Source organism: Streptomyces sp. NPDC037126, from assembly GCF_055605965.1.
Genome location: NZ_JBVJTD010000008.1, coordinates 17,688 through 42,356, shown reverse-complemented (window position 1 = coordinate 42,356; position 24,669 = coordinate 17,688). Strand labels below are relative to the sequence as shown.

At 71.0% G+C, this 24,669-nt stretch carries 19 protein-coding genes; 4 read left to right on the top strand and 15 right to left on the bottom strand.

Annotation, left to right across the window (positions count from 1 at the left end; genetic code table 11):
• Positions 1 to 77 precede the first annotated feature (77 nt).
• A complete protein-coding gene (locus ACZ7FF_RS19330; RefSeq protein WP_470813433.1) occupies positions 78 to 1,748 on the top strand; it encodes an ATP-binding protein in 1,671 nt (556 codons plus the stop codon).
• Entirely contained in the window at positions 1,748 to 2,428 is a 681-nt protein-coding gene (locus ACZ7FF_RS19325; protein ID WP_470813432.1) for a response regulator, read from the top strand. Before ACZ7FF_RS19330 ends, ACZ7FF_RS19325 begins: the two co-directional genes overlap by 1 nt.
• A 35-nt stretch (positions 2,429 to 2,463) precedes the next feature.
• Here ACZ7FF_RS19325 and ACZ7FF_RS19320 read toward each other — a convergent pair whose 3' ends face one another.
• The 3 genes from ACZ7FF_RS19320 to ACZ7FF_RS19310 are packed head-to-tail and all read right to left on the bottom strand — an operon-like array spanning position 2,464 to position 5,243.
• Positions 2,464 to 3,522, bottom strand: coding sequence for an ABC transporter substrate-binding protein (locus ACZ7FF_RS19320; RefSeq protein WP_470813431.1), 1,059 nt, complete (start codon positions 3,520 to 3,522; stop codon positions 2,464 to 2,466).
• 52 nt (positions 3,523 to 3,574) lie between these two features.
• Complete coding sequence (locus ACZ7FF_RS19315; protein ID WP_470813430.1) at positions 3,575 to 4,438, bottom strand: ABC transporter permease; 864 nt, start codon at positions 4,436 to 4,438, stop codon at positions 3,575 to 3,577.
• Entirely contained in the window at positions 4,428 to 5,243 is an 816-nt protein-coding gene (locus tag ACZ7FF_RS19310; RefSeq protein ID WP_470813429.1) for an ABC transporter ATP-binding protein, read from the bottom strand. Before ACZ7FF_RS19310 ends, ACZ7FF_RS19315 begins: the two co-directional genes overlap by 11 nt.
• 159 nt (positions 5,244 to 5,402) lie before the next feature.
• Here ACZ7FF_RS19310 and ACZ7FF_RS19305 point away from each other — a divergent pair, with 159 nt between their 5' ends.
• A complete protein-coding gene (locus ACZ7FF_RS19305; RefSeq protein ID WP_470813428.1) occupies positions 5,403 to 6,095 on the top strand; it encodes a response regulator in 693 nt (230 codons plus the stop codon).
• A gap of 17 nt (positions 6,096 to 6,112) precedes the next feature.
• Here the strand turns inward: ACZ7FF_RS19305 and ACZ7FF_RS19300 are convergent, their stop codons facing one another.
• The 6 genes from ACZ7FF_RS19300 to ACZ7FF_RS19275 form a co-directional block, all read right to left on the bottom strand.
• Complete coding sequence (locus tag ACZ7FF_RS19300) at positions 6,113 to 7,705, bottom strand: solute symporter family protein (protein ID WP_470813427.1); 1,593 nt, start codon at positions 7,703 to 7,705, stop codon at positions 6,113 to 6,115.
• Entirely contained in the window at positions 7,702 to 8,250 is a 549-nt protein-coding gene (locus ACZ7FF_RS19295) for a DUF485 domain-containing protein (RefSeq protein WP_470813426.1), read from the bottom strand. Before ACZ7FF_RS19295 ends, ACZ7FF_RS19300 begins: the two co-directional genes overlap by 4 nt.
• A gap of 68 nt (positions 8,251 to 8,318) precedes the next feature.
• A complete protein-coding gene (locus ACZ7FF_RS19290; protein ID WP_470813425.1) occupies positions 8,319 to 9,008 on the bottom strand; it encodes a response regulator transcription factor in 690 nt (229 codons plus the stop codon).
• Entirely contained in the window at positions 9,005 to 10,156 is a 1,152-nt protein-coding gene (locus tag ACZ7FF_RS19285; protein ID WP_470813424.1) for a sensor histidine kinase, read from the bottom strand. Before ACZ7FF_RS19285 ends, ACZ7FF_RS19290 begins: the two co-directional genes overlap by 4 nt.
• Positions 10,153 to 10,674, bottom strand: a complete 522-nt coding sequence (locus ACZ7FF_RS19280) for a DUF1453 domain-containing protein (protein WP_470813423.1) — start codon at positions 10,672 to 10,674, stop codon at positions 10,153 to 10,155. The genes ACZ7FF_RS19285 and ACZ7FF_RS19280 overlap by 4 nt, the downstream gene beginning before the upstream one ends.
• A gap of 1,070 nt (positions 10,675 to 11,744) precedes the next feature.
• The gene (locus ACZ7FF_RS19275) at positions 11,745 to 13,868 is read right to left on the bottom strand and encodes a DNA gyrase/topoisomerase IV subunit B (protein ID WP_470813422.1); all 2,124 of its coding nucleotides are present in this window, start codon (positions 13,866 to 13,868) and stop codon (positions 11,745 to 11,747) included.
• A 438-nt stretch (positions 13,869 to 14,306) separates the two neighbouring features.
• On the opposite strand from ACZ7FF_RS19275, the gene ACZ7FF_RS19270 reads away from it, so the two are divergent.
• Entirely contained in the window at positions 14,307 to 14,537 is a 231-nt protein-coding gene (locus ACZ7FF_RS19270; protein WP_391847477.1) for a DUF7455 domain-containing protein, read from the top strand.
• Between the two features lie 98 nt (positions 14,538 to 14,635).
• Here ACZ7FF_RS19270 and ACZ7FF_RS19265 read toward each other — a convergent pair whose 3' ends face one another.
• The 6 genes from ACZ7FF_RS19265 to ACZ7FF_RS19240 all read right to left on the bottom strand — a co-directional run bounded on the left by ACZ7FF_RS19265 (position 14,636) and on the right by ACZ7FF_RS19240 (position 24,517).
• Positions 14,636 to 15,496, bottom strand: a complete 861-nt coding sequence (locus ACZ7FF_RS19265) for a serine protease (protein ID WP_470813421.1) — start codon at positions 15,494 to 15,496, stop codon at positions 14,636 to 14,638.
• A gap of 118 nt (positions 15,497 to 15,614) precedes the next feature.
• A complete protein-coding gene (locus tag ACZ7FF_RS19260; RefSeq protein ID WP_470813420.1) occupies positions 15,615 to 17,165 on the bottom strand; it encodes an RNA polymerase sigma factor in 1,551 nt (516 codons plus the stop codon).
• Between the two features lie 429 nt (positions 17,166 to 17,594).
• Positions 17,595 to 18,482 carry a FadR/GntR family transcriptional regulator gene (locus ACZ7FF_RS19255; RefSeq protein WP_470813419.1) on the bottom strand — a complete coding sequence of 296 codons (888 nt, stop codon included), beginning with the start codon at positions 18,480 to 18,482 and terminating at the stop codon, positions 17,595 to 17,597.
• A gap of 162 nt (positions 18,483 to 18,644) precedes the next feature.
• A complete protein-coding gene (locus ACZ7FF_RS19250) occupies positions 18,645 to 21,527 on the bottom strand; it encodes an ABC transporter ATP-binding protein (protein WP_470813418.1) in 2,883 nt (960 codons plus the stop codon).
• A gap of 185 nt (positions 21,528 to 21,712) precedes the next feature.
• Positions 21,713 to 22,471 (bottom strand): NUDIX hydrolase, encoded by a 759-nt coding sequence (locus ACZ7FF_RS19245; RefSeq protein WP_208034827.1) that lies wholly within the window; start codon positions 22,469 to 22,471, stop codon positions 21,713 to 21,715.
• A 129-nt stretch (positions 22,472 to 22,600) separates the two neighbouring features.
• Positions 22,601 to 24,517: a glycogen debranching N-terminal domain-containing protein gene (locus ACZ7FF_RS19240; RefSeq protein WP_470813667.1), complete on the bottom strand. Its 1,917-nt coding sequence runs from the start codon at positions 24,515 to 24,517 to the stop codon at positions 22,601 to 22,603.
• Positions 24,518 to 24,669 lie beyond the last annotated feature (152 nt).

Genomic DNA, 24,669 nt, shown 5'->3' with positions numbered 1-24,669 from the left:
GTCGCTCAAGAACCGGTCAAGAGATCCACACCACACCCCCTGGGGTGTGCCGGGGCTCCCCACGTACCGTCGTGCCCATGAGCCCCACTCCCCCCGTACGCCGTCTGCGCCTCGGTATGCCACGGCGGGTGTTCTCGCAGGTGCTGCTGATGCAGCTGACGATCGCGGCGGGAGTGGCGGTGCTCGCGACCGGCCTGTTCCTGGCACCGCTGAGCAAACAGCTGGACCAGGAGTCGATGCGCCGCGCGCTGGCCATCGCCGAGACCACGGCTCAGGACCCGCAGATCGCCGAGGGGGTCCTGACCACCCCGCCGACCAGGAACGGCCCGGTGCAGAAGGAGGCCGAGCGGATCCGGCGGGCCACGCACGCCGAGTACATCGTGGTGCTGGACCGCCACTGGGTGCGCTGGTCGCATCCCACTGCGTCGGAGATCGGCCGGGAGGTCTCCACGAGCCCGAAGGACGCCCTGGAGGGCAAGGAGGTCATGGAGATCGACAAGGGCACCCTGGGACGCTCGGCGCGAGGCAAGGTGCCGTTGTACGACGCCGACCACCGCATCATCGGGGCGGTCTCGGTGGGCATCGCCTACGACAGCGTGCGGGCACGGCTGATCGGTGCGATCCCGGGGCTGTTCGCATACGCGGGAGGTGCCCTCGCGGTCGCCGCGCTGGCCGCCTGGCTGATCTCCCGCCGGGTGCAGCGGCAGACCCGGGACCTGGCCTTCTCCGACATCTCGGCGCTGCTCGCGGAGCGCGAGGCGATGCTGCACGGCATCCGTGAGGGAGTGGTGGCCCTGGACCGCGGCGGCCGGGTCCGGCTGCTCAACGACGAGGCCCGCAGGCTGCTGGGCATCGGCGACGAGGCCGTCGGGCGGACCCCCGACGAAGCGCTCGGCGAGGGCCGCACGACGGACCTGCTGGCCGGCCGGGTGACCGGCACCGACCTGCTGACGGTGCGCGGCCAGCGCGTGCTGGTCGCCAACCGTATGCCCACCGACGACGGCGGCGCCGTCGCCACCCTGCGCGACCGCACCGAAGTGGAGCAGCTGGGGCGGGAACTCGACTCCACTCGCGGGCTGATCGACGCCCTGCGTGCCCAGGACCACGAGCACGCCAACCGCATGCACACCCTCCTCGGGCTGCTGGAACTGGAGATGTACGACGACGCGGTGGAGTTCGTCGGCGAGGTGGTCGGCGACCACCGGGTCACCGCCGAGCAGGTCACCGAGAAGATCCACGACGCGCTGCTCGCCGCGCTGCTGGTCGGCAAGGCGACCGTGGCGGCCGAGCGCGGCGTCGCGCTGTGGGTGTCCGAACGCACCCGGCTCCCGGACCGGCTGATCGATCCGCGGGGCCTGGTCACGGTCGTGGGCAACCTCGTCGACAACGCCCTCGACGCAGTCGCGGGCACCCTCCACGCGCGCGTGGAGGTCGAGTTGCGCGCCGAGGGTCGTACGGTCGTCCTCAGAGTGCGTGACACGGGCCCCGGAATCCCGCCGGACCAGCGGGAGTTGGTCTTCACCGAGGGATGGTCCACCAAGAAGCTGCCCGCGCACGGCAAGCGGGGCATCGGGCTCTCGCTGGTGCGCCGGCTCGCCGAACGCCAGGGCGGCAGCGCGGCGGTGGGCACGGCCGACGGTGGCGGCGCGGAGTTCGTCGTGGTCCTGCCGGAGGCGCTGGCCGAACCGGAGCCGGTGGCGACCGGCGGGCCGCGCGATGGTGTCGCGGTCGCCGAGGAGGAGGCGTGATGATCGAGGTTCTGGTCGTGGACGACGACACCCGGGTCGCCCGGGTCCACGCCGCCTACGTCGAGAAGGTGCCCGGCTTCCACGTGGCCGGCGAGGCGCACAGCGCGGCCGAGGCACTGCGTCAGGTGGAGACCCTGCCACGGCTCGACCTCGTCCTGATGGACCACCATCTGCCGGACGGCACGGGTCTCGCGGTCGTCGGGGAGATGCGCCGGCGCGGCCACCAGGCCGACGTGATCATGGTGACGGCCGCGCGGGACGTCACCACGGTGCAGGCCGCCATGCGGCAGGGCGCCCTGCAGTACCTGGTGAAGCCCTTCGCCTTCGCCGGGCTGCGGGCCAAGCTGCTGGCGTACGCCGAGCTGCGGCGCACCCTGGACGGCGGTGGCGAAGCCGAGCAGGCCCAGGTCGACCGCATCTTCGGCGCCCTGTCCGCGCCGTCCGGGCCCGCGCTTCCCAAGGGGCACTCCCCCGCGACGGCCGAGCTGGTGCGCCAGGCGCTGGTGGACGCCCAGGGCTCGCTGTCCGCCCAGGAGATCGCCGAGCGGACCGGGGTGAGCCGCCAGACCGCCCAGCGCTATCTCAAGCTCCTGGAGCGCACGGGACGGGCGCACCTGACCCTGAAGTACGGCGACGCGGGCCGCCCGGAACACCGTTACGTGTGGGCGACCCGCGCCTGAGCGCACGTCATGCGGCGGTCGTGCGGTCGTCCTGCCTAATTGGCCGCTTCGGCGAACTCGGTGGTGTACGTCTTGCTCAGGTCGACGTTCGCGTTCTTGATGTTCGGGTTGAACGCCTTGAGCACCTTCTCGACGGTCTCCGGACCGCCCTGCGGCATCACGCCGTCGTCGGTGAACATCGGCAAGGTGCTCTTGATGGACTGGGCGTAGAGCGCCTTGTCGCCCTGGGAGTAGTCGGCGGGCATCTTGGCGGCGATCTCGTCGGCGCTGTGGGTGGACATCCACTTGAGCGTCTTGACGAATGCGTCGACCAACTTCTGGACGGTCTTCTTGTGTCCGTTCACCCAGTCCGTCTGCATGTACAGACTCGACGACGGGTACGGCCCGCCCAGCGCCTTCTGCGAACCCTCGGGGGTGCGCATGTCGATGAGGATCTTGCCGGCCTTCTTGTCCAGGATGGTCGCGACCGTCGGGTCGGTGGTCATACCGCCGTCGATCGCGCCCTTCTGCAGCGCCGCGATGAACGTCGGGCCCGCCCCCACCGCGACGGGCGTGAACTCGCTGACGTTCACGCCGTTCTTGACCGCCAGGTACTTCGTGAGGAAGTCGGTCGAGGAGCCGAGTCCCGTCACGCCCAGCTTGCGGCCCTTGAAGTCCTTGGGCGAGGTCAGCTCCCCGGCCGCCTTGTTCGAGACGACCTCGACCTCGCCGGGCGCCTGCGAGAACTGCACGACGGACTCGACCGACTTGCCCTTCGTCTGCAGGTCGAGGGTGTGGTCGTAGAAGCCGACCGCGCCCTGCACCTGGCCGGAGACCAGCGCGGTCTCGGCCTGCACCCCGGCGGGCTCGCTGAGGAGCTGGACGTTCAGTCCCTCGGCCTGGAAGTAGCCGAGGCGCTGGGTGAGCATCGCGGGCAGGTAGATGACCTTGTCGAGGCCGCCGACCATGATCTTGACGGTCTCGCCCTTGCCGCCGCCCCCGCCGCTGCCGGTGTCGGCCGTGGAACTGGCCGCGTCGTTGGCGCAGGCGGTCAGCGAGGAGAGGGCGAGCAGGCCGGCGACGGCCGTCGAGGCGTATCTGGCGGTCTTGCGCATACGGTTCACGTCCTTGTGAGTGAGCAAAGGTGTGGGGAGGGGAAGCGGCGGGTCAGCTGTCGGAACCGGCGGGCTTCCAGCGGAAGATGCGGCGCTCCGCGAAGGTCAGCAGCCCCTCGGCGACGAGGGCCACGGCCGCGAGGATGACCATCGCGGCGTACACGCCTGCCGCGTTGAAGGTGTTCTGCGACTGCGCGACGAGCAGGCCGATGCCCTTGGTCGCGCCGATGTACTCGCCGACGATGGCGCCGATGAGCGCGAAGCCGAAGCTGACGTGGAGGCTCGTGAAGATCCAAGAGGTGGCCGACGGAATGACCACCTGGAGCGTCACCCTGCGGTCGCTCGCGCCCAGGATGCGGGCGTTGGCCACCAGGTTGCGGTCCACCTCGCGGGCGCCCTGGAAGGCGTTGAAGAACACCGGGAAGAAGACCAGCACGACCGCGGAGGCGATCTTGGAGGAAGGCCCGAGTCCGAACCAGATCAGGAAGATGGGCGCGAGGACGATCCTGGGGATCGAGTTGAGCACCTTGATGTACGGACCAAGGACCTCGGCGAGCAATCTGATCCGCCCGAGCGCAATGCCGAGGAGCACACCGGCAACCACGCCGATGCCCCAGCCGAGCAACGCCTCGTAGAGCGTGTACCAGATCTGCTCGCCCAGGGAGCCTAGAGCGGTCCCATGAGTCGTCCAGGTCCAGATCTGGTCCCAGATCCTCGAGGGCATCGAGAAGTTGAACGGGTCGATGACCTTCGCCCGGGACAGTGCCTCCCACAGTCCGAGGACGGCCACCAGGAGCGCCACGCGCACCGCGTTGACGAAGAGCTTGCGGCGGCGGGCGGCCGCGGCGCGGGTCTGTGCGCGGTCGGGGGCCTTGACGGTGTCGACGACCGGCGTGCTGAGAACCTCAGGCGACACGGGCGGCACCCCTCTCGCGGGTGATACGGACCTCTTCGCCCAGGGACTCCCAGATCTCGCGGTAGATCTCGATGAACCGCGGTTCCAGGCGCACCGACTCGACCTTGCGCGGCCGGGGCAGATCGATCTCGAAGACCTGCTTCACCGTCGCGGGCCCGGCGGTCATCACCACCACCCTGTCGGCCAGCGCGATGGACTCCTCCAGGTCGTGGGTGACGAAGACGACCGAGGCGCCCGTGCCCTCCCACAGCTCCAGCAGCTCGTCCGACATCAGCGCCCGGGTCTGCACGTCGAGCGCCGAGAACGGCTCGTCCATCAGCAGGATCTCGGGGTCGTTGACGAAGGTGGCGGCGAGGGCGACGCGCTTGCGCTGACCGCCGGAGAGCTGGTGCGGGTAACGGTCCTCGAAGCCGGCGAGCCCGACCCGGGCCAGCCAGTCCCGGGCCTTCTCCTTCGCCTCCGCCTTGGGCACACCGCGGAAACGCGGGCCCGCCATCACGTTGGACAGGACCGTACGCCAGGGGAAGGTGGCGTCCTGCTGGAAGACGAAGCCGACCTTGTCGCCGACGCCGCCGACCGGCTCCCCGGCCACCAGCACCTCGCCCTCGCTGGGCTCCTCCAGGCCGCTGACCAGGGTCAGCGTGGTGGACTTGCCGCAGCCGGTGGGTCCTACGACGGCCACGAACTCGCCACGCTCGACGGTGAGGTCCAGGCCGCGCACGGCCGTGTGCAGTCCCCCCGACGGGGTTCTGAAGGTCTTACTGGCGCCCCGCAACTCGATGGCGGGGCTGGTGTGTGCGCTCATGGCCCGGGACGGTAGGTGTGACCCCGGCCACGACAGCAGTCTTGTGAGCACAAGCCGTTCTTTTGCTCGCAAGGGCCTGTTGTGCTCATTTTGCTCGGGTTACAACTGCGGAGCCGAAACACGGGCTCAATGCTCGCTCGGCCTTGGAGGAGAGGCCTGATGATTGACGTCCTGGTGGTGGACGACGACTTCCGCGTCGCAGAGATAAACGCCAAGTACGTGGGAAAGGTTCCCGGCTTCCGGGTGGCCGCTCGCGCGCACAGCGCCGCCCAGGCCCTGGCGACCGTCGAACGCGGCGCCATCGACCTGGTTCTGCTCGACCACTACCTGCCGGACCAGACCGGCCTCGAACTCGTCCACCGCATGCGGGAGCAGGGCCACGGCACGGACGTCATCATGATCACGGCGGCCAGCGACGTGGCGACCGTCCAGCAGGCGATGCGCCTGGGCGCCCTGCACTACCTGGTCAAACCGTTCACGTTCGCCGCGCTGCGCACCCGCCTGGACTCCTACGCCGCCCTGCGCCGCACGGTCGACCGGGTCGGCGGCCGGGGTCTGACGGGACAGGACCAGGTGGACCGCATCTTCGGGGCGCTGCGCACGGCTGCCGCCCCGTCCGCACCCGGCCTGCCGAGCGGCCACACGGAGCCCACGACGGACCTGATCTGCGGCGTCCTGCACCGCTCCGAACACCCGCTGTCGGCCCATGAGGTCGCCACCCGCACCGGCCTGAGCCGCTCCACGGCCCAGCGCTACCTCCGCCACCTCGAACAGGCCGGCCGCCTGCGCCTCTCCCTGAAGTACGGCGACACCGGCCGCCCGGAACACCGGTACGCGTGGGTGGCACCGTGAACGTCCGTACGGCCCCGCTACACGGCCCCCGCCCCGGTGAGCGACCGGACCTCCGTCTCGGCGTAACCCGCCTCGTCCGCGGGCTCGTCCGAGGTGACCGTGCCCAGCCAGCCGGCGAGGAAGCCCAGCGGGATGGACACGATGCCCGGGTTCTGCAGCGGGAAGTACTGGAAGTCGATCTCCGGGAACAGCGAGCCCGGGCTGCCGGACACCACCGGTGACAGCAGCACCAGTCCGAGCGCCGGGATCAGTCCGCCGTAGACGGCCCACACCGCGCCGCGCGTGGTGAAGCCGCGCCAGAACAGCGAGTACATCAGCACCGGCAGGTTCGCCGACGCGGCGACCGCGAAGGCGAGGCCCACCAGGAAGGCGACATTGAGGTCGCGGGCCAGCAGACCGAGCCCGATCGCCACGACGCCGATGCCGACCGCCGCTACCCTCGCCACCGCCACCTCGCTGCGCGCCCTGCCCCGCGACCGTCTGAGCGACGCGTACAGGTCATGGGCGACCGAGGCCGAGGATGCCAGCGTGATCCCGGCGACCACGGCGAGGATCGTGGCGAAGGCGACGGCGGCGACCACCGCGAAGAGAACCGTTCCACCCGTGGACCCGGCGCCGCCGCCCAGATCCAGGGCGAGGAGCGGCATCGCTGTGTTCCCCGCCTCGTTCGAGGCGCGCAGCGCCTCCGGTCCCACGACCGCCGCGGCCCCGAACCCGAGGACGATCGTCATCAGGTAGAACCCACCGATCAGGCCGATGGACCACACCGCTGAGCGCCGGGCGGCCCGCGCGGTCGGCACCGTGTAGAAGCGGGACAGGATGTGCGGCAGCCCGGCCGTACCCAGTACCAGCGCGAGACCCAGGCTGATGAAGTCGAGGCGGGCGGTCCAGTTCCCGCCGTACCTGAGGCCCGGCGCCAGGAACGCGTTCCCGTGACCGCTGCGCTCCGCGGCCGTGACCAGCAGCCCGTCGACGTCGCCGTGGAAGCGCAGCAGGACGAGCACGGTCAGCGCGATCGTCCCGCCGAGCAGCAGCACCGCCTTCACGATCTGGATCCAGGTGGTGGCCCGCATCCCGCCCAACGACACGTAGATCACCATGAGCGCACCGACTCCGATGACCGTCCAGGCCTGCGCCGCCCCGCTCGTCCGCCCCAGCAGCAGCGCCACCAGGCTGCCCGCGCCGACCATCTGCGCCACCAGGTACAGAACGGACACGGTCACCGAGGAGGCACCCGCGGCGATCCGCACCGGCCGCTCCCTCATCCGCGCGGCCACCACGTCGGCCAGGGTGAACCTTCCGCAGTTGCGCACCAGTTCGGCCACCAGGAACAGCACCACGAGCCACGCCACCAGGAAGCCCACCACATACAGCAGCCCGTCGTACCCGAACAGCGCGATGAGCCCCGTGACACCGAGGAAGGAGGCCGCGGACACATAGTCGCCCGCGATGGCAAAACCATTCTCCATAGGGGAGAACAACCGCCCGCCCGCGTAGAACTCCTCCGCCGAACCACGCCGCCGTCTGCTCACCCAGGTCGTGATCCCGAGGGTGACGGCCACGAAAACGCTGAACAGCGAAAGCGCCAGGGTCTGATGCCCACCGGTCACGAGGCACCTCCCCGCGCTCCGCGGGCCAGCTCCTGGGTGTCCCAGCGCAGTTCCAGCGCGGCCCGGTCCCGGCGCAACCGCGCGTGCCGGGCGTAGGCCCAGGTGAGCAGGAACGTGGTCAGGAACTGGCCGAGCCCGGCGAGCATCGCCACGTTCACCGCCCCCGCCACGGGCCGTGCCATGAGCCCGGGCGCCGTCGTCGCGGCGACCACGTAGGCCACGTACCAGGCGAGGAAGGCCGCGACCCCCGGCACCACGAACCGCCGGTACCTGCTGCGCACCTCCTGGAAAGCCGCGCTGCGCTGCACCTCGACGTACACGTCGCGTGCACGCACCGCCGCTCCGCCCCGCTCCCCGCGCGCCGACGGTACGGCCGGCGCCGGCATCCCGGCTCCGTCCAACTCGCCCCAGCCGGAGGCCAGTGCGTCGTACCAAGGGTCCTCGTACCGCACGTCGCGGGTGGGGGCGCCTTGGTCTTCCTGGTTCTCGGCCGAACTCTCGGGACCGTCCCCGGACCCGCGGGCACGACCGTTGCTTGACTGCATGCCCAAGGATGGACAGATCGGGAAGTTCCCTGACTCTTCTTCCCCGACGCTTCACCCCAAAAGGTGACTCACTTCGCAGGGGGCCGGACCAGGCCCTTGCCGTACGCGTAACGCACCGCCTGCGCCCGGTCCTTGAGGCCCGTCTTGGCGAAGAGATTGTTGATGTGCGTCTTCACGGTCGCGGTCGAGACATGGAGCCTGCGGGCGATCTCCTGATTGGTGAGACCTTCCGCGATCAGCACCAGGACCTCGGTCTCGCGCGCGGTCAGCCCGTCGGGCGCCGCGGCGACGGCCGCCGCCGGGCCCGACTCGGGCTGCGACAGACGCTCCAGCAACCGGCGCTGGACACTCGGCGACAGCCCCGCGTCCCCCGACAGCACGCTCTCCACGGCACGCACGATCTCGTCACCGCCGGCGTCCTTGGTCAGATAGCCCCGCGCACCCGCACGCAGCGCGGGGAACAGCGACTCGTCGTCCGCGTACGTCGTGAGCACCACGACCTGCGTCGCGGGGTACTGCTCCCGGATCCGCCGGGTGGCCTCGACCCCGTCGCAGCGCGGCATCCGAAGATCCATCAGGACGACGTCCGGCGCCAGTTCCCCGACCAGCCGCACCGCCTCCTCACCGTCTCCGGCGGCACCGACGACCTCGACACCGGGCAGCAGCCCGAGCAGCATCACGATGCCCTCCCGCACCACGGTCTGGTCGTCGGCGACCACCACGCGCGCGGGCTTCCTCTCCCCCTCCCTCTCCGTCATACGGGCACCTTCAGCGTCACCACGAACCCCTTCTCGTCCGGCCCCGCGTCCAGCGAGCCGCCCAGCAGTTCGGCACGCTCGCGCATACCGAGCAGACCGTACCCGGCGCCGGCTCCCGTGAGTTCGCCCGGCCTGCCGCCCGAGTCCCGCACGTTCAGCGTCACTTCGTGCTCGCTGTAGTCGAGCCGCATGTGCACCTTGGCGCCCTGGGCGTGCTTGCGGACGTTCGTCAGCGCCTCCTGCGCGACCCGGCGCACGGCTTGCGACGCCTCGGCCGGCAGGGGCCTGCGCTCACCCGTGACGGTGACCTCGGCGTGCTCGGCCCCGCTGACGAGTTCGCCCAGGAAGTCCTCCAGCGGCGTCAGCTCGCCCCGCAGGGCGGACAGTGCCTGCCTGGTCTCGGCGAGGCCGTCCCGGGCCATGCCCCGGGCGGCGACCACGCGCTCCAGGATCCGCTCGCGGTCCGCGCCGTTCTCGATCAGGAGCCGGGCCGCTTCCAGGTGCACCAGTTGCGCCGAGAGGCTGTGGGCCAGCACGTCGTGGATCTCGCGGGCGATCCTGGCCCGCTCGCCCAGCGCCGCGGACTCGGCCTCCGCGACCCGCGCGGCCCGCTCCTGGGCGAGCAGTCGCTGTGCGCTGCCCCTGGCCTCCGCGTCCAGCCGCAGGACGTATCCGGCGAGGGCCATGCCCGCCACCGTGGCGGCCGTGGTCAGCCAGACGTCGTTGTTGAACGCGGAGTACGAGGCCAGGGCGACCGAGGTCACGGGGCCGGCGGCGGCGAGCGGGAGCCGCTCCAGGGCACCGATCCCGCAGCCGCACCAGATCACCAGGGCCGGACCTCTGAACCCGGTGGCCTGGGCCGCTACCGCGATGCCCAGCAGCACGGTGATGAGCGCGAGGGAGGGCACCAGCCGATGTTCGTAGGTGGTCCGGAAGAACGCCCAGGCGACACCGCCGGCGAGGAGCACTCCCGCCGCTGCCGCCAGCGCTTCCCAGAGGCTGACGGAATTCTGCTGGAACGCGCCCCACAGGAGCAGAGCGAGCACGAGCAGCCGGACCGCCCAGGCGAGCATGCGCCGGGGCCGGGAGATCCCCTCGCGGCCGAGTGCTTCCCGCGACGGCCAGCGCGTCCAGGCGTTCTCCGTCACACGCGCTCCTTCCACGCAGGCCTGCTGACGTCACCGTACGTCGGGGCGGGACGGCTCGTGGCGCCGAGGGACTGGGCCCGCCAGACCAGGACTCCGCCGCGGACCAGCAGGGTGCCGGCGAGGCCGAGCATCAGGGCGGAGCTGTCCTGGTGTACACCGAGGACCGCGCCGATGGCGAAGACACCGATCCGCAGGGCTATGCCCCCGAGCCACACGGCGGCGCTCGCCTTGGTGCTCTTGGTCCACACGACGCCGTCCGGCGCCGTCCAGATGCGGGTGGTCCAGGCCCAGCCTGCGCCCATGCCCAGACCTATGAGCAGTTCCACCACCAGCAGCGCGGCGGATTCCACGCGGTGGTGGGCGTCGACGATGCCCGGCTCCCGCAGCGCGACGACGGCGAGGATCACGGGCACCAGCCACCATCGCCGGTCCGTGTTGATCGCGCGGGCGCGGAACTGCCGCACGACCACTATGGCGACGACGGCCACGATCAGCAGCACGTTGACGAGCCCGGACATCAGAGCCTCCGTGAGGGAGAAGGTGGTGCCGGGAGCGTGTGCTGCCGACGCCTTCGAAGCTACGGAAATTCGCAGGTCAGGAGATCGGAGCCGGGGTGGATCGCGGGTGGAAACCTTGAGCGGCCGGCCTCCACCCGGGGGTGGAGAGCCGGTCGGGGGGCGACGCGCGGCCGGCCCGGGGAGTCGCGGGACCGGTGTTGCAGCGGGTGGTCGGGACCGGTATTGGAGCGGGTGGTGGCGGCTCGGCCGATCCGGTGTGGCGACGGTTCGGCCGGCTGTCAGGAGCGGGGGTGGGCGGGCCGGATGCTGCGGCCCAGGCGACGGGCCGGCTTACCGGCTTCCGGACCGGCTTTCGGGCCGGCTGAGTCCTTGCAGGCTGACGGGGGCGAGGAGCGGAGCGGGCCTTAACGGGGGATCGGTGATCCAGGCACTGCCGGGGCCCCTCGGCTGGACGGAGGGCTCGCAGCGGCCCGTTCAACTCAACACGCAGCTCACCACCGGGCCGCCCATGGGCCACGGCTTCAGCCCGCTCCACTGCCCGGCGGAGGTGACGACGCTTTGCTCACCGCCGTCCAGGCCAGGCCTGGACCAACCAGCCCGACCAATCGTCGGGCCCAGTCCAGCCGAGCCGGCCGTCGAGGCCTGCCTCTCTGGGTTCCCGCTGGTCAGCCATGCAGAAGCCCGTTGAGGCTGAGCCCCGACTGCCCGCGGGTCCGCCGGACAGGCCGTCCGGGCCGGCGGCCTCTCGGACCGCCCCTGTCAGACTCGCCCCTCCGCCCCCGCCTGCCAGACCCGGCCCTCCCCCGCTAGTCAGGCAGAAAGGTCCGCCGGAGCCTCGGGGCGGCAGCCGGTCAGCGGCACGGACTTGCCCAGGGCCCCTCGGACGCGTCCCTGCGAGCAGGCAGGCCCCCGGAGTCCACCCGACCAGCCGGACAGGCAGGTGCACGTGAGGCCTCCGAATCTTCCCGGCCCCACCTGTCCCTGCCTACCTCTTCCCGGCCGGGCACTCTGTCCCGGCCCGCACCCTCCCAGCGCGGCACGCCCGGCTCCGCCGAAGCCGAGCGCAGCGGCTACGCGTCGATGCGTGACCGGTCCAGCGTCGCCGCCGAGCTGGAGATGAACTCCTTGCGGGGCGCCACGTCGTTGCCCATCAGCAGGTCGAAGACCTGTTCAGCGGCCTCCAGGTCGGAGAGGTTGATCCGCCGGAGCGTGCGGTGACGCGGGTCCATCGTGGTCTCGGCCAGCTGGTCGGCGTCCATTTCACCCAGACCCTTGTATCGCTGGATGGAGTCCTTGTACCGGATGCCCTTGCTCTGGAACTCCATGAGCTTGTCGCGCAGCTCACGGTCCGAGTACGTGTAGACGTACTTGTCCTGCCCCTTCTTCGGCTGGACGACCTCGATGCGGTGCAGCGGCGGCACCGCGGCGAAGACGCGCCCAGCCTCGACCATGGGCCGCATGTAGCGCTGGAACAGCGTGAGCAGCAGGCAGCGGATGTGGGAGCCGTCCACATCGGCGTCGGTCATCATGATGATCTTGCCGTAGCGGGCCTGGTCGATGTCGAAGGTGCGGCCCGAGCCTGCTCCTATGACCTGGATGATCGCGCCGCACTCGACGTTCTTGAGCATGTCGGTCACGGACGAGCGCTGCACGTTGAGGATCTTGCCCCGGATCGGCAGCAGGGCCTGGAACTCGGAGTTCCGCGCCAGCTTGGCCGTACCGAGCGCGGAGTCGCCCTCGACGATGAACAGCTCGCTGCGGTCGACGTCGTCGCTGCGGCAGTCGGCCAGCTTGGCCGGCAGGGACGAGGACTCCAGGGCGGTCTTGCGGCGCTGGGCGTCCTTGTGCTGGCGGGCCGCGACACGCGTGCGGGCGGCGGCGACCACCTTCTCCATGACGACCCGCGCCTGGGCGGCGGCGTCACGCTTCGTGGTGGTCAGGAACGCCTTCAGCTCCTTGGAGACCACGCTGTTCACGATGCGGCGGGCCGCCGAGGTGCCGAGGACCTCCTTGGTCTGGCCCTCGAACTGCGGCTCGGCCAGGCGCACGGTGACGACGGCGGTGAGGCCCTCCAGGGCATCGTCCTTGACGATGTTGTCCTCTGCCACGCGCAGCATCTTCTTGGCGCGCAGCACGTCGTTCATCGTCTGGGTGAGGGCCTGCTCGAAGCCGGAGACGTGGGTGCCGCCCTTGGGGGTGGCGATGATGTTGACGAACGACCTGACGGCCGTGTCGTAGCCCGTCCCCCAGCGCAGCGCGATGTCCACGCCCAGCTCACGGGCGACCTCGGTGGGGGTCATCTGGCCGTGCTCGTCCAGCACCGGGACGGTCTCCTTGAAGGTGCCCTTGCCCGAGAAGCGGACCACGTCGCACACCGGCTTGTCGTTCGCCAGGTACTCGCAGAACTCGCTGATGCCGCCGTCGAAGCGGAAGGACTCCTCGCCCTTGCTGCCGCCCTCGCCGAGGCCGTACTCGTCGCGGACGACGATGGTCAGACCGGGCACCAGGAAGGCGGTCTGTCGGGCGCGCTGGTGCAGGTTCTCCAGGGAGAGCTTGGCGTCCTTCAGGAAGATCTGCCGGTCGGCCCAGTAGCGCACGCGCGTGCCGGTACGGGTCCTGGGGATCTTCTTCGCCTTGCGCAGGCCGCTCTTGGCCTCGAACTTCGCGTCCGCACCGGCCCCGGCGAAGGCGCCCGGCACACCTCGCCGGAAGCTGATGGCGTGGGTGTTGCCGCCGCGGTCGACCTCGACGTCGAGGCGGGCGGAGAGGGCGTTGACCACGGAGGCTCCGACACCGTGCAGACCGCCGGAGGCCGCGTACGAGCCACCTCCGAACTTGCCGCCGGCGTGCAGCTTGGTCATGACGACCTCGACGCCGGACAGGCCGGTCCTGGGCTCCACGTCCACGGGGATGCCGCGGCCGTTGTCCCGCACCTCCACGGAGCCGTCGTCGTGGAGGATCACCTCGATGTGGTCGCAGACACCCGCGAGGGCCTCGTCCACGGAGTTGTCGATGATCTCCCACAGGCAGTGCATCAGGCCGCGGCTGTCGGTCGAGCCGATGTACATGCCCGGGCGCTTGCGCACGGCCTCGAGACCCTCGAGGACGAGCAGGTGCCGCGCGGTGTAGTTGGAACCGTCGCGGTCTGCTCCTGCCAGCAGCGCTGTGGACGGCACGGACGTATCGGCGGTCACGCGGTTCGCTCCTCGCTGAATTTCAGGTTGCCCCCTTCTGGGTAAGGGGACGGCTTCGGTTGCCGCTCAGAGGGTACCGAGGCCTGGTAGAGCCGGTGTAACGCCACCCTCGTCGGGAACTCAGACTAGTCCAGGCTCGCATACACGTTCGATCCCTCGATGGAGTGAAGCACACATCACGTTCCATTGGAGGCATGAACCATTTAGGCTCCGGGCACGTCCTCATGAACAACCGGCAACCCCGCCGGGAGGACCGAGCACAAGACAGCGCGAAACCGTAAAGCACACAAGACACGCACTACGGCTCATTCGCCGCCAACCGGCAGCAAACAGCCGCCCCGGAAGATTTTTCGAGGAAAAGCCACGAGCGGGAACGTTTTCGGGCTGGTTGGATGTTGACCCTGGTACGACAGCTCGTCGAGCTAGAGAAGAGGCGACGTGACTACTGTTCTGACCCCCGCGAGCCCACTGACGGCCGCCGATCGCTGCGACCGCTGTGGCGCCCAGGCATACCTGCGCGTGGTCCTGCTCAGCGGCGGAGAACTGCTCTTCTGCGCCCACCACGGTCGCAAGTTCGAGCCGGAACTCAAGAAGATCGCCGCTGAGATACAGGACGAGACGGAGCGGCTCACCTCCGTTCCGAACAACGCTTCCGAAGAAGAGCGCTGAATCTCGCACACACGACGAGCCAGCACCGGCACAGGCCGGTGAACGGGCGGCCGCTCCTCCAGGAGCGGCCGCCCGTCCTCGTACCCTCGTGCGGGGCCTCAGGAGGCCCCTCGGGGCTTCTTCGGGGCTCCGGTGCCCGGCTGAAGGGCGCTGACGGCCTCGGAGACGCGCATGTACACCCCGGGGCTCCCCGGGCGCCCGCATCCGCTGCCCCATGACACGAGACCGATCAGCCGGCCTCCCGCCACCAGCGGGCCGCCGCTGTCGCCCTGACAGGCGTCAGGACCACCGGCGACCTCTCCCGCGCAGAGCATGGTGCCGGCCCGGTACGCACCGTCCGGCCCGCCCGGGTAGGCCCGGGAGCAGAGGTCGTCGGACAGCACGTGCACGCGTGCGGCGTGCAGCCGGTGCGCGTAGGCACCGTCGCCGGTCAGGTCGCCCCAGCCGGAGACGAGGCCTTCCGTGCCCGGCGTGTAGCCCGGGTCACCCGGGCCCGCCATGCCGATGACCGCACTCTGCGGCAGTGGCTCGGCGAGCGTGACGACGGCGAAGTCGCCGGAGTTCGTCGCACTGTCGAAGCCGGGATTGACCCGGACGTCCCGTACGGCGATCTCCTTGCCCTCGCTCGACAGCAGGTCCGTGCGGCCCTCGATGACCTTGAGGTCGCTCACGCGGTTCGGTGGCGTCCCCAGGACGTCGTCGGTCATGCAATGGGCCGCAGTGAGCACTGTGGTGCGTGCGATCGCCACGCCGCCGCAGAACTGGCCCGCGCGCGTACCTCCGAACCGGTCACGACTGGACAGCGCCACGGTCCACGGGGCCTGCGAGACGTCTATCGGGAACCCTCCGACCACCACGCCGTCGGTGGCCGCGTGGGCCGCGCCGACCAGGGGTATGGCGGTCATGGCGGCCGCCATGACCAGCGGCCGGATCAGTACCCGGGCAATGGAACGGTGCATGCAGGCTCCTCACTCAGGGGTGTGCTGGGACACCCAGAGTGATCCACAGTGCCGCCGCGCGCAGCACGAAGGCCCGGCTCCCACGGGGGAACCGGGCCTTCGCCGTTTACGACCGGACCTAGTCGAGGTAATCGCGCAGCACCTGCGAACGCGACGGGTGGCGCAGCTTCGACATGGTCTTGGACTCGATCTGGCGGATGCGCTCACGCGTCACGCCGTACACCTTGCCGATCTCGTCCAGGGTCTTCGGCTGACCGTCGGTGAGACCGAAGCGCATGGAGACGACGCCGGCCTCGCGCTCGGACAGGGTGTCCAGAACGGAGTGCAGCTGCTCCTGCAGAAGCGTGAAGCTGACGGCGTCGGCGGGGACGACGGCCTCGGAGTCCTCGATGAGGTCACCGAACTCGCTGTCGCCGTCCTCACCCAGCGGGGTGTGCAGCGAGATGGGCTCGCGGCCGTACTTCTGGACCTCGATGACCTTCTCCGGGGTCATGTCGAGCTCCTTGGCCAGCTCCTCCGGGGTGGGCTCACGGCCCAGGTCCTGGAGCATCTGGCGCTGCACGCGCGCGAGCTTGTTGATGACCTCGACCATGTGCACCGGGATACGGATGGTGCGGGCCTGGTCGGCCATGGCGCGGGTGATCGCCTGACGGATCCACCAGGTGGCGTACGTGGAGAACTTGTAGCCCTTCGTGTAGTCGAACTTCTCGACCGCACGGATCAGACCGAGGTTGCCCTCCTGGATGAGGTCCAGGAAGAGCATGCCGCGGCCGGTGTAGCGCTTGGCCAGGGAGACCACCAGACGGAGGTTGGCCTCCAGGAGGTGGTTCTTGGCGCGGCGCCCGTCCTCGGCGATGATCTCCAGTTCGCGCTTGAGCTTGGGGGCGAGCTTGTCCGCGTTGGCCAGCTTGTCCTCGGCGAAGAGCCCGGCCTCGATGCGCTTGGCAAGCTCGACCTCCTGCTCGGCGTTGAGCAGGGGGACCTTGCCGATCTGCTTCAGGTAGTCCTTGACCGGGTCGGCGGTGGCGCCGGCCGCGGCGACCTGCTGGGCTGGCGCGTCGTCCTCGTCCTCGTCGGACAGGACGAAGCCCGCGCTCTCGGCGCCCTCGGGCTCGTCGGCGACCTTGGTGTCCTCGAGGACCTCTTCCTCGAGAATCTCGACGTCGTCCTTCTTGGCCGCGGTCTTCTTCGCGGCCGTCTTCTTCGCGACGGTCTTCTTGGCGGCCGCCTTCTTGGCGGTCGTCGTCTTCTTCGCGGCCGCCTTCTTGGCGGCGCCGGCGGCTTCCTCGGCGGAATCGGCTGCGGTCGGAGCAATGGGCGCCGCGGGGGCGTCCGCGGAGGCGGTGGCCTTCCTGGTGGTGGTCACCGTCTTCGCCGCGACCGTCTTGGTGGCGGTGCGCTTCGCCGGACTCTTCGCTGCGACGCTCTTTCGGGTGCGCTTGGGCTCTGCTGCACTGACCATCAGCGTCACACCCTCTTCCTCAAGAATCTGGTTGAGGCTGCGCAGTACGTTCTTCCACTGAGTGGCCGGAATCTGGTCAGCTTCGAAGGCCCGACGCACATCGTCGCCGGCGATCTGCCCCTCAGCCTTTCCCCGCTCAATGAGCGCCATGACAGAGACGGACTCGGCGATCTCCGGCGGGAGCGTACGGGATGTGCTGGCCGACACGAACAACCTCTCGGAACGTTGGAAAACGGCTTCCGGCACCGTCCACTGCGGACGGGAGCCGACCACCGGCCTGGGGATGGGCCGACGGCGCGGGCGGAGGCCGGGAAGATGCACAGCGCCTGGCATGGCGTCCGTATTCCCTTCGCGGCTGTCACCTATTAGGTCATCGCGCTGTTCCCGCGAGCGTTACGCCCAATCTGCGTGGCCCGAGTCACACCCCGTAAGCAACCAAAAGCGTGCAGATGCGGACAGAGAAGATCGCCGAAGGTATCACTCCGGTCACGCCGTGATCGCGATCGCCGCGCCGCACCGCCGGACCTGCCGGACCCGAAAGGTCCGGCAGGTCCGGCGACGGCCGGTACCGGGGCCGGCGCGCCCCTGAACCACGAGGACGCCGCACACTGGCGACCGCACCGCCTGCGGAGCGGGTCAGTGCTCGCGAGGGGCGGGAACCACGCGCTCCACCTCGGGGTGGACCGTGAGCAGTTGACGCATGGCCGTCTCCGCCGCGGTGCCGTCGCCTGTGCCGAGGGCGTCGACGATCCGCGCGTGCAGCGCGACGGACGTCTCGTTCGGCCGGTCACAGCCGGTGACCGGGCCGCCGGAGACCTGGAGAGCGGCCGAGACGATGCCGGAGAGGTGCTCCAGCATGCGATTGGCCGCGATCTGGATGAGCAGGCCGTGGAACTCGGTGTCGGCGCGCGAGTAGGTCAGCGCGTCGCCCTGCGCCATGGCGTGGCTCATGATCTCGACCATGTCGCACAGGCGCTGCTGCACCTCCTCCCGGCCGTGCCCGGCGGCGAGGCGGGCGGCGAGCGGCTCGATCGTCCACCGCAGCTCGCTCAGCTCGCGGCGCTGGTCGTCCCGCTGGGGCCCGAAGGCCCGCCACTCGATGATGTCCGGGTCGAGGAGGTTCCAGTCGCTGACGGGACGCACGCGCGTGCCGACGTTCGGGCGGGCGCTGACCAGGCCCTTGGCCTCCAGGACACGGAGGGACTCGCGGACGACGGTGCGGGAGACCTCGAAGCGCTGGCCGATCTCCTCGGGCACCAGCGGGCGGTCCGCACCCAGGTCACCTGAAACGATCATCTGACCGAGCTGCTGGACGAGTTGGCCGTGGAGTCCGCGTCCGCGGCTGCTCGTGGCCCGCCGGCCCACCCGGCCCAGGTCGGCCTCGCCTCCGTCCCAGACGGGCGCTCCGACGCGGTCGACCATCGGGGCCTCGGCGTAGGGGTAGCGGTCGAGTTCGCCCGGGCCGACCAGACCGGAGTCTGAGGAGCGGGCGGCGGTCATCATGGTGTGCGCAAGGGTACTCACGGATCCTTTGTCGGCGCCGTCTTCAACTCCCTTGAGGTCTTTGGTGAAAAGCACACGAAAGGGTGATCGCTCACCCCGTCGCAATTGACGCCTTATCGGAAAGAAATGGGCTGTCCACGGGGAGTTGTGCGCACAGCGGGACCTGAAGCGGGCGAACGGTGGTCATCGGACTCTGCTACGCAGTGTCGTGAACACATACGCGCACAACAGTGCCGCCAGCGACAACACCAGTGCGCAGCCGACGGGTTGAGCGACGATCCGAGCCACCGCGACCAGGTAGCGCTCCCCTCCGAACGGCCACTGCAGCAGCAGCATCTCCCTCATGCGCGCCGGGAAGTCGTCGGTCATCCGTACCGCGTGACCCCGTAGCGCCAGGTTGAGGAGCGGGACGACGACAACGGGCACGGCGAGGACGGCCGCGAGACCTCCCGAGGTGGACCGGAAGACGCCCGCGGCCAGCACGCCTGCCCAGGCACAGCCGACCACGAGTCCGAACCAACTTGCGGTGAGCGAAAGCCAGTCCGCGGGAACTTGTGTCAGCTCCCGTCCGTAGACGATGTAGAGCACTTCGGCGTCGCAGCCCACGGTGAGGAAGGCCAGCAGCACCGCGGTGGCTCCGGAGACGAGAAGTTTCGCGGTCAGCAGCCCCAGGCGGCGGGGCACCGTGCCGCGGTCCGTCGCCAGGGCGGGGTGGCGGAACTCGTCCCCGAAGGCCAGGGCGCCGAGCAGCCCCGCCGCGAGCGCCGCGGGTGGCAGCGGCAGGTCCCGCGGCCACGCCGCGAACAGCCGCGCCTGCGGAGTGTGGCCGAACCTGGCCAGCAGTACGGCCGTGAGCGCGGACACCACGAGCACGGCGCCGCAGGTGAGGAAGCCGGTGCCGATACCGGCGGCGCGCCGGATCTCATAGCGCAGGGGACGGAGGGGGCTGGGGGCGGGGCGGACGGAGATGGAGGGCGGGAGAGTGGACAGTGCCTCGCGCGCGCGGACGCCACCGGTGCGTGCGTCGCGAGCGGACTGCGGCTTCCGGGTGCCGGGATTCCTGACCTCGGGAAAGCGGCTACGGGTGACGGGGATGCCGGCCACGGGAATGCCCGCGTTGCCGGGCTGGGGGGCCGCGGGCGACTTCTCGGGGCGAGCGGCTTCGGGGGCTGCGGCCACGTCGGGGGCGAGGCTGCCCTCTGCTCGTACGGGCGCCTCGGCGGGCTCGGCCGTCACGGTGCCGGCCGAGACATCCTCGCCGACGGGCACGACAACGCCCTCGGCCAATGCCATGTCACCGGCTTCCGCCCCTGCGTCGGCCGGCTCAGGGCCCTCGGGCCCCTCCCGGTGATCCTGCACGGTTCGGTGGTCGGGCATTTCTCCGAACGACGATCTCTCACCGGCGAGGACCTGCACCCGCTCCCACGCCGGGAGAGAGGTCGAGGCCTGCCCTTTGTCGACCGTGGGAAGACCCCGCGCGGCGGTCCTCGGCGCAAGCGATGACTGATCCGCTGCGGCTTGCGGCCACTTGCCCGACGCGCTGCCCTGGCCGGCCCCGTGCCCCACCGGCGGAAGAGCGGTACCCGCGATGCCAGGCTCCCGGGGGGAGAGAGCCGGAGCGGCACCACTCTGTTCCATCGACGAAAGCTTGGACACCGACACCGCCCCGGCGTTCTGCTCCGCCGGCGAGAAGTCGGACGCCGGCCTGGCTCCCTGCTCCGTCGGCGGCGCGTCGAACGAGGGTCCGGCGCTTCGCTCAGCCGTGGACCAGTCGGTCCTCAAGGGTGCCTGCCGTGCTGCTGAAGAGCCGAGTACCGAGGTGGTCGGCCCCGGCACGGACGCCGTTTCCGGCGCCGACCGGGCGGGGGCGGCGCTTTCGCGTTGTGCGGGCGGCCCGTCCGTTCCCGCTCGGGTGCGGCCCGCCGACGAGGCGCCGCTCGCGGTGGTGGCGGGTTCCGGCGCGGTGAAGCCGAACACGGTCCGTCGGCGCCCCGCCGACGGGCGGTCCCCTGCCGCCTGGTCCCGCTCCGCCAAGGGGGCGGCTGGCGGCAGGCCGGCCTCCTCCGTCGGCTCGGGGCCGGCAACGGGTCGCTGCGGGCGATCCGTCGAGGACGGGTCCGGTACGGCGGAACCGCGCTCGGGCGCCGCCACGTCCACGCTCGTATCGCGCTCGGACCCCGTCCCGGCGCCGGGACCCATGTCGCCCACCTCGTCCGCGAGTTGATGGATGAGGATGCCATGGCGGAACGCCGTCTCCCCGACGTCGGCGGTCGTAGTGCCGTACACCGAGAGGCGGTTGCCTCCCTCCCGTACGACCTCGACGGAGCGGCGGTCGGCGCGGGCCTCCTTGGTGAGGAGGGCCGCGAGGCGGGTGGCGTGGGGCGTGCGCACGGCCACGCGCGGGCGCAGCCGGGTGCGGGCGAACTCCCGGCCGACCTGGTCGGCGAAGATCCTTCCGCCGTCGAGGGTGACGACCCGGTCGGCCGAGCGCGCGGCCTCCTTGGTGTCGGCCGTGGTCATCAGCACCGTGCCGCCCTGGCCGGCGTGGGCCCGCAGCATGCTGTGCAGCCACTGCGCCTCGCGGGCGGAGAGGCCGTCGGTGGGCTCGTCCAGGACAAGTGTGTGCGGGTCGGCCAGCAGTGCGCACGCCAGGCCGAGTCTGCGGTCCATGCCACGCGACAGCGAGCCGAGACGTTCCTCCCGGAGGCTGACGAGGCCCACGACTTCGAGGACCTCGTCGGCGCGGCGCGCGGGGACCCCCGAGGCCGCGCACAGCATGCGCAGGTGCCCGCGTACCGAGCGGGCCGGGTGCCCCGGTACGTCGCCGAGGAGCACACCGACCTCTCGCGACGGATGCGCGATCCGGTGCAGGGGCCGCCCCTTGAAGTAGGTGATGCCGCGACCCTGTTGCAGTTCGAGCATCAGTCTGAGCACCGTCGTCTTGCCCGCGCCGGCGGGTCCCAAGAGCACGGTGACCTGACCGGCGCGCGCTTCGAAAGAGACGTCGTCGACGGCGGGGGGCTGCGCCTTGCGGGAATTGCTGGTCAGTCCGAAGGCCTGGATCACCTGCAGCAAGATAGCGTGCGATGTCCGGTTTTTTCGGGTATGGGGTGATCTGATGTTGAGTGCCGCGCCCCTGGGCCGGTCAGTGTCCACCGTTCGATGCAACGGAGGCCCGTTTTCTGCACCCAGCCCGCTTCAGCCCATGCGGCCAGGCCGCCCGGCGGCCCAGTGGCCGACCACCGTCGTGATCACACCTCGGGGCGGAGCATCGGGGGATTGAGCAGCGTGGCGCCACCGGCCCGGAACAGCTGGGCCGGGCGACCGCCCTGGCGCGTGGTCGTACCTCCCGTCGGCACGAGGAATCCGGGCGTGCCGGTGACCTTGCGGTGGAAGTTGCGCGGGTCGAGCGCCACCCCCCACACCGCCTCGTAGACGCGACGCAGCTCTCCGACGGTGAACTCGGGCGGACAGAAGGCGGTGGCCAGCGACGAGTACTCAATCTTGGACCTGGCCCGCTCGACACCGTCGGCGAGGATCTGGGCATGGTCGAAGGCGAGCGGCGCGACGGGCTCGCCGTCCCGGCCGTAACCACCCTGCTGCAGCAGTTCCTCGACCGGAGCCCAGCGCGCGTTGCTGGCGTCGCCGCCCGCGCGCGGTGCGGGCAGGTCGGGGGCGAGTGCGAGGTGCGCCACGCTGACCACACGCATCCGCGGGTCCCGCTTGGGGTCGCCGTAGGTGGCGAGCTGCTCCAGGTGCGCTCCGTTGTCCTGGGCGGGTACCGAGGGGTCGTGCGCGCACAGCCCGGTCTCCTCGGCGAGCTCCCGCGCGGCCGCCTGGGAGAGGTCCTCGTCGGCCCGCACGAAGCCCCCGGGCAGCGCCCAGCGCCCCTGGAACGGAGGCTCGCCCCTGCGTACCGCCAGCGCGCACAGGGCATGACGGCGAACGGTCAGCACGACCAGGTCCACGGTGACGGCGAAGGGCGGAAAGGCTGACGGGTCGTAGGGCATGCCGCGATCATAGTCGTCTGCCTGACGATAAACACTCCCTTCGTCGGCCGCACCGGTGGCCATTCCGCTTCGCCGCCTTATGGGTCGCAGCGTGGCTCCTCTCGCGTTCCGGTCCGGCGGTAAGGGGAATCACGCTCCCAGCTGCAGGCCGTCCGCCGCCTCCTCCACCATGGCCAGTCCCAGCCGGCTGACCCGGACGGCGAAGGGCGCACCGGCGACGCGCAGCCCGGTCAGGCCGAGTTCGCCCAGCGGAGCGCTGCGGACGGGGCGCAGGACGACCGTACGGGCAGGGGCGTCGGGGCGGATTCCCACGAGCGCGGTGAGCATCAGGACCGTGGAGGCCGCGGCGGTGGCGGCCGGACGGCAGGCCGCGGGATGCGGGGAGGGGGCGCTGCCCGCGGAGCGCTGTTCACCGGCGAACATCTCGGGCAGCCGGTGACCGAAGTACTCCGCCGCGTCCAGCAGTCCCCTCAGCAGGCCGCCGGCTTCCTTCTCGTAGCCGGCGGCGGCCAGCCCGGCGACGGCGAGCGCCGTCTCATGGACGCGCACTGCTCCGGTCCGGTGGCCGAACGGGTTGTGTCCCGGCTCCTTGGCGCCGAGCCCGCGCAGTCCCCAGCCCGCGTCCAGGGCGGGGCTTCCCAGCAGCCGGGCGAGGTGCTCGGTCTGCGCCTTGTCGAGCAGACCCGCGGCCATCTGGCCGGAGCCGAGCAGGCCGGTGTCGAGGAGATGGACAGGGGCCGAGCCCAGGTGGGGTACGGGCCGGCCGGTCGGTGCCAGGGCGGCGGCCGGGCGTCCTGCGCCATGGTCCTCGATCCAGAAGTCGGACCGGAAAGCCGCTCGCAGTCCCTGAGTCCATTCCCGCAGTTCCGTGGCACCGGGTCTGCCATATGCGTCCAGCAGGTCGGCACCGAGCAGGGCCGCACGATACGCGTGGGCCTGTGTCTCGCAGCGGACGGGGCCACCCGGCTGTGGATCCGGGAGGTAGGGCCCGTCGCCGACGGCGGTCCGCAGCCAGGTCAGGCAGCGCTCGGCCGAGGGGAGCAGTTCCGTCGCCTCCCGCTCGGGAAGTCCCCAGCGGCGGGCCTCGGCCAGCAGGGCGGGGAAGAGCAGTGTGGCCTCGGTTCCCGTGCAGCTCGGCGGGAGGAACGGCCCGGCGTCGCGTCGTGGTCCGGGGATCAGGCCTGCCCGTGGGCCCGGACCGGGGAGCTGGGTGCGGGCGAGGGCGCGCAGTGTGCCCGCGGCGAGCCGGGTGCCCAGGGGCAGCAGCATGCGGGCCGCGGCGAGGGCCTCGGCCGGGGCCATTCCGCAGCGCCAGGGCGCGCCGGCCGCGAGATAGGTGTCGGAGGGGTCTGCGGGATCGCGCAGGAGAAGTGCCTGGAGATCGGCGACGGCTGCCTGCAGCAGCGGCGCCACGCGGCGATCGTCGCCGGCTGCGCGGGCCGGGGCGAGTGGGCCGGTCGTGGCGAGACCCGCAGCCCGCAGCGGACCGGCTCCGGTCGGGCGCACCCGCAGCTCCACGGCTGCCGTGCCGCCCGGCGGCAGATCCAGGTCCCAGCGCAGCAGCCCGGCGGACGCGAGGGCATCGCAGGGCGGCGGCTCGCTGGTGACGCAGGCGGCGATGCCGTCCGTGGCCCAGCGCAGACCCGAGCCGTGGACGCTGGCCGGCAGTTCGGGGCCTGTCTTGCCGGCGGCGATGGCACCGAGTTCCGAGAGGTCCGTACCGAGAGCCACCTCCACCGGCAGGCGCAGGGGACGCAGGCCGGTGTTGCGCAACAGGATCCGCTCGGTGCCGTCGGCGTGGCGCGTTCGCTCGATCACGACGTCCGGATCCGGTCCGGCCGCGGGTGAGGCACGCAGGGTGCTCACGAAGCGCGCGCTGGCCGCTCCGGTCATTCTTGCCTGCATCGCCAGCGGCTCCCGTCCGGCAACCCGGAACTGGCAGCGCGAGAGCAGGCGCCTGCCTCCTCGGTAGAACCCGTCGAGCCCGCGGCCGTCCAGTTGTCCCACCTCCCCGGAGATGGCGAGGCCGGGCAGGGCGACGCAGATCAACGCCCCGTGAGTGGACGGCAGCTCGGGCCCCGGACGGCCGCTCGGGGCCGTGCGCGCCGACGGCGTCACGACGGATGGGCGGGGCCGGCCCGGAGGCGGGGACGAGGGCCCTCCATGAGGCGCCGGAGACTTCGGAAAGAGACTCCGAG